We start from the raw sequence: 3,380 nt of genomic DNA, 5'->3' as shown, positions 1-3,380 counted from the left end.
GCGGCTGAATGACCGGCCTGGGCGCCGATCCGAGCCGTTCCCCGAGCCATCTGAGCGGCGGCGAGGTCTTTGGCGGCGAGATCCTGTTGCGCGTTCGTGGGCGGCGGATTGCCTTCCTCGAGCGGATGTTTGGTCGAGGAAATCGGGCAAAGAAAAACCCCGCCTGGTCGCTGGACCGTGCGGGGTTTTGTGTGTGTATGGTTGCGGGAGTAGGATTTGAACCTACGACCTTCAGGTTATGAGCCTGACGAGCTACCGGGCTGCTCCATCCCGCGCCAAAGGCGTGTTGGTATCCGCGAGAGGGACAATGTGAATGGGTTTTTCCTGCGCACACGGGCTGCAATGCCTGGCGGCGACCTACTCTTCCATCGCTTAAGCGATAGTACCATCGGCGCAGTCTGGTTTCACGGCCGAGTTCGGGATGGGATCGGGTGGGTCACAGACGCCATAGCCACCAAGCAATGAAGCCGGTGTGGCGGGAAGTTTTTCAAATCGGTGCACCAAGGCTTGGATGTATCATCCATCCTACGCCAGCCAGGGCTGACGTTGATGGTGGGACTCATCAAGCGCGAATAGGACAATTAGGACCGGTTAGCTCCACACGTTACCGCGCTTCCACATCCGGCCTATCAAGGTCGTGGTCTTCGACCGTCCTAAGAAATCTTATCTCGAGGGAGGCTTCCCGCTTAGATGCTTTCAGCGGTTATCCCGTCCATACATAGCTACCCTGCTGCGCCGTTGGCACGACGACAGGTACACCAGAGGTATGTTCAACCCGGTCCTCTCGTACTAGGGTCAACTCCTCTCAAATTTCGACGCCCACGGCAGATAGGGACCAAACTGTCTCGCGACGTTCTGAACCCAGCTCACGTACCACTTTAATTGGCGAACAGCCAAACCCTTGGGACCTGCTCCAGCCCCAGGATGTGATGAGCCGACATCGAGGTGCCAAACAACCCCGTCGATATGAGCTCTTGGGGGTTATCAGCCTGTTATCCCCGGCGTACCTTTTATCCGTTGAGCGATGGCCCTTCCACGAGGGACCACCGGATCACTATGACCGACTTTCGTCTCTGCTCGACTTGTCAGTCTCGCAGTCAGGCTGGCTTATGCCATTGCACTCTAACAATCGGTTTCCAACCGATCTGAGCCAACCTTCGCGCGCCTCCGTTACTCTTTAGGAGGCGACCGCCCCAGTCAAACTACCCGCCACAGAGGGTCCCTGATCCAGTTTCATGGATCGAGGTTAGACATTAAAAAACAACAGGGTGGTATTTCACCTATGGCTCCACACCAGCTGGCGCCGGTGCTTCAAAGCCTCCCACCTATGCTACACAGTTATTTTCCAATGCCACTCTGAAGCTGCAGTAAAGGTGCACGGGGTCTTTCCGTCTAACCGCGGGTACTCCGCATCTTCACGGAGAATTCAATTTCGCTGAGCATGTCCTGGAGACAGTGGGGAAGTCGTTACGCCATTCGTGCAGGTCGGAACTTACCCGACAAGGAATTTCGCTACCTTAGGACCGTTATAGTTACGGCCGCCGTTTACCTGGGCTTCATTTCGGAGCTTGCACCCCTCCACTTAACCTTCAGGCACCGGGCAGGCGTCAGACCCTATACGTCGTCTTGAAGCCGACTTAGCAGAGCCCTGTGTTTTTGCTAAACAGTCGCTACCCCCTGGCCTGTGCCCCCTCATACTGCTTGCGCAATGTGAGGGCCTCCTTCTTCCGAAGGTACGGAGGCAATTTGCCGAGTTCCTTCAGGACACTTCTCTCAAGCGCCTTGGTATACTCTACCTGACCACCTGTGTCGGTTTCGGGTACGGTCTATACGGTGGGGCTATTTCCCGGGACAGCTTCGAAGCATGCTCAATCCGTTAAGAGCATACAACACACACCATCCGTCACACACCACCAGGCCCACGAATATTAACGTGGTTCCCATCGACTACCCCCTTCGGGCTCGTCTTAGGGGCCGGCTCACCCTGCGCGGATTAGCCTTGCGCAGGAACCCTTGGTCTTTCGGCGAAAGGGCATCTCACCCTTTTTATCGCTACTCATGTCTGCATTCGCACTTCCGATACCTCCACGACCCATTACCAGATCGCTTCACAGGCTTACGGAACGCTCCGCTACCGCGTGGATAAATCCACACCCTAAGCTTCGGTGCACGTCTTGAGCCCCGTTACATCTTCGCCGCAGGAACCCTTGTTTAGACCAGTGAGCTGTTACGCTTTCTTTAAAGGATGGCTGCTTCTAAGCCAACCTCCTGGTTGTTTTGGGATTCCCACATGCTTTCCCACTTAGACGTGACTTGGGGACCTTAGCTGTAGGTCAGGGCTGTTTCCCTTTTGACGACGGACCTTAGCACCCGCCGTCTGTCTCCCGGATATCACTCCTAGGTATTCGGAGTTTGGTTAGAATTGGTAGATCTCGCGACCCCCGCATCCATCCAGTGCTCTACCCCCTAGGGTGTTCATCCGAGGCACTACCTCAATAGTTTTCGCGGAGAACCAGCTATTTCCCGGCTTGATTGGCCTTTCACCCCTAAACACAACTCATCCGGTAACTTTTCAACGTTAATCGGTTCGGACCTCCAGTGGGTGTTACCCCACCTTCATCCTGGTCATGCCTAGATCGCCGGGTTTCGGGTCTAATACATCAAACTAAATCGCCCTATTCAGACTCGCTTTCGCTGCGCCTACACCTATCGGCTTAAGCTTGCTTGATACATTAAGTCACAGACCCATTATGCAAGAGGTACGCGGTCACCCCATAAAGAGGCTCCCACTGCTTGTAGGCAATCGGTTTCAGGTACTGTTTCACTCCCCTCATCGGGGTGCTTTTCACCTTTCCCTCACGGTACTAGTTCGCTATCGGTCGCATACGAGTATTTAGGCTTGGAGGGTGGTCCCCCCATGTTCAGACAGGATTACACGTGTCCCGCCCTACTCGAGTCTTCTAACATCACTTTCGCATACGGGACTGTCACCCGCTATGGTCAGCCTTTCCAGACTGTTCTGCTAGTTGAATTAGAAGCACTGGCCTGGTCCGCGTTCGCTCGCCACTACTAACGGAATCTCGGTTGATGTCTTTTCCTCCGGTTACTGAGATGTTTCAGTTCGCCGGGTTCGCTTCACGAAGCCTATTTTATTCAGCTAAGTGATACCTTTTTCCAATTACTCCGTCCGTCATCTCTGACGGGCGAAATAATCGGATTAGGTGGGTTTCCCCATTCGGAAATCGTGGGATCAAAGCCTGCTCACGGCTCCCCCACGCTTATCGCAGCGTGCCACGTCCTTCATCGCCTGTATGCGCCAAGGCATCCACCAATTGCCCTTACCTCACGCTTGAGAGTCCACACCACCAACGACAACACTG

General features: G+C 54.7%; 1 tRNA gene and 2 rRNA genes. All 3 read right to left on the bottom strand.

The features are described 5' to 3' along the window. Positions 1 to 198: 198 nt before the first annotated feature. The 3 genes from FFS08_RS23190 to FFS08_RS23180 all read right to left on the bottom strand — a co-directional run bounded on the left by FFS08_RS23190 (position 199) and on the right by FFS08_RS23180 (position 3,352). A tRNA-Met gene (locus tag FFS08_RS23190) sits at positions 199 to 275 on the bottom strand. Positions 276 to 344: 69 nt separating this feature from the next. Continuing rightward, positions 345 to 459, bottom strand: a 5S ribosomal RNA gene (rrf, locus tag FFS08_RS23185). A gap of 102 nt (positions 460 to 561) precedes the next feature. Beyond that, positions 562 to 3,352 (bottom strand): 23S ribosomal RNA (locus tag FFS08_RS23180). Positions 3,353 to 3,380: the final 28 nt, after the last annotated feature.

The organism is Sphingomonas sp. 1F27F7B, from assembly GCF_005503355.1.
Taxonomy (GTDB): Bacteria; Pseudomonadota; Alphaproteobacteria; order Sphingomonadales; family Sphingomonadaceae; genus Sphingomonas.
The sequence above is the reverse complement of the archived record's forward strand: the minus strand, read 5'-3'. Positions and strand labels throughout refer to the sequence as shown.